Here is a 1,964-nt window from a genome sequence, read left to right as displayed (position 1 = left end):
CTCGCCCCGGGCCAGCAGCGCCAGCCGGGCGCCGCGCGCCGCGTACGCGTGGGCGACGGCCCGACCGACGCCGGCGCTCGCGCCGGTCACCACCACGGTCCGGGTCACGGCGCCCCCTTCTGCCGGGTCGCGATGTCGGAGAGCCGGTTCAGCGTCTCCCGGTTGCGCAGGTGCAGCACCGCGTCGTTGAGCCTGTTGTGCAGCCACCGGAGCGGACCGGCGGCGAAGTCCTCACCGATCCGAACCCGGGTGGCGTCCGCACCGACCGGTTGCAGGGTGAAGGCCACGATCGCCTCGCCCGCCGGCCAGAGCCCGGCCTTCAGCACCAGCCGGTGCGGCGGCTCGCAGACCAGCACGGTCGAGGCGTCCTGCAAGGAGAACGGCCACGGCCCGGTGCGGTGGTGCAGCTGGCTGCCCACCCGGGGCCAGGTGTCGTCCACGTCGCGCATGTGCGTCGTGCCCACCACCCAGTCGCTGTACGTCCACCCGTCGGCGAGCACGTCGAAGACCTGCTGCGGGGGAGCCTGGATCACTTTCTCCACAATCGCCACTGGGCTCCCATACCCGCGTCGCGGCAGCGCTAACGAGCGACGGGTTAGCTTTCCCCGCACGGCGGGTAAGGCCGACCCGGGACGCCCGCTGCCGGCGCTGGCCCACCGCCTCGACGACCACGTTTACTCCTCGGGGCGCAGGGAACCCGCCGGCTGTGCGACAGGACCAGGAGGATCCGTATCAGCGCAGGTCAGCCCGGGTGTACGCCGCTGCTGACCGCGCCGGTTCCGGGTCCGCCGGGAGCCCCCGACCGGTCCTGTACGACGCGGTGCTGCTGGACCGTGACGGCACCCTGATCGAGGACGTGCCGTACAACGGCGACCCGGAGAAGGTGCGGCCGGTGCCGGGGGCGCGAGCGGCGCTGGACCGGCTGCGCGCCGCCGGGCTGCGCCTGGCGGTCGTCACGAACCAGTCGGGGCTGGCCCGGGGTTACTTCACCGAGGCGCAGCTGCGGGCCGTGCACGCCCGGGTGGAGGAGTTGCTGGGCCGGTTCGACGCCTGGCTGGTCTGCCCGCACGACGACGCCGACGGCTGTGACTGCCGCAAGCCGGCACCCGGTCTGGTGCACGCCGCCGCCGGTGAGCTGGGCACCATCGCGTCCCGGTGCGTGCTGGTCGGCGACATCGGCCGGGATGTCGCCGCCGCACTGGCCGCCGGGGCGGCGGCGGTGCTGGTGCCCACGCCGGTGACCCGACCGGAGGAGGTCGCCGCAGCCGGCTGGGTGGCCACCGACCTGCCGGCGGCGGTGGACGAGATCCTGCGCCGTCAGCAGGCCGTGCGGCCCGCGACCCCACCCGGTGACCCGGTGCGCACGGCGCTGGTGGTCCGGTCGGACTCGGTGGGGGACGTGCTGGTCACCGGGCCGGCGATCCGCGCCGTCGCGGCTGGAGCGCGGCGGGTGGTGTTGTTGTGCGGGCCGCGCGGCCGGGCCGCCGCGGACCTGCTGCCCGGGGTGGACGAGATCATCGAGCATCCGCTGCCGTGGATCGACCCCACGCCGGCACCTGTCGACCCGGGGAGCATGCGGAGCCTGACCGAGCGCCTCCGCGCCGTCGACCCCGACCAGGCGGTGGTGTTCACCTCGTTCCACCAGTCGGCCCTGCCGCTGGCCCTGCTGATGCGGATGGCCGGGATCGGCCGGATCGCCGCGATCAGCGACGACTACCCCGGCTCACTGCTGGACGTCCGGCACCGGGTGCCGGTGGGCGTCCCCGAACCCGAACGTGCCCTCTCCCTCGCCGCCGCCGCCGGTCACCGGCTGCCGACGGCGACGAACCCGTGCTCCGGCTCCGACCCGACGCCGTGGCACCGCGCCCGGCCGACCTCGGCGACCCGGGGTACGTGGTGCTGCACCCCGGCTCGGCCGCGTCGAGCCGGGCCTGCCCGCCCGAGGTGGCGACCCGGATCGTCGG

Annotated in this window: 1 protein-coding gene and 1 pseudogene; one reads left to right on the top strand and one right to left on the bottom strand. The window is 75.3% G+C overall.

The features are described from left to right. Positions 1-104: 104 nt before the first annotated feature. Positions 105-551, bottom strand: coding sequence for an SRPBCC family protein (locus JM949_RS35555; RefSeq protein ID WP_203152421.1), 447 nt, complete (start codon positions 549-551; stop codon positions 105-107). A gap of 269 nt (positions 552-820) precedes the next feature. Here JM949_RS35555 and JM949_RS35550 point away from each other — a divergent pair. Then, positions 821-1,964 (top strand): annotated as a pseudogene (locus JM949_RS35550) (HAD-IIIA family hydrolase); the annotation flags it as partial.

It is taken from the genome of Micromonospora tarensis (assembly GCF_016803395.1).
In the GTDB taxonomy this organism is placed as follows: domain Bacteria; phylum Actinomycetota; class Actinomycetes; order Mycobacteriales; family Micromonosporaceae; genus Micromonospora; species Micromonospora tarensis.
The sequence above is the reverse complement of the archived record's forward strand: the minus strand, read 5'-3'. Positions and strand labels throughout refer to the sequence as shown.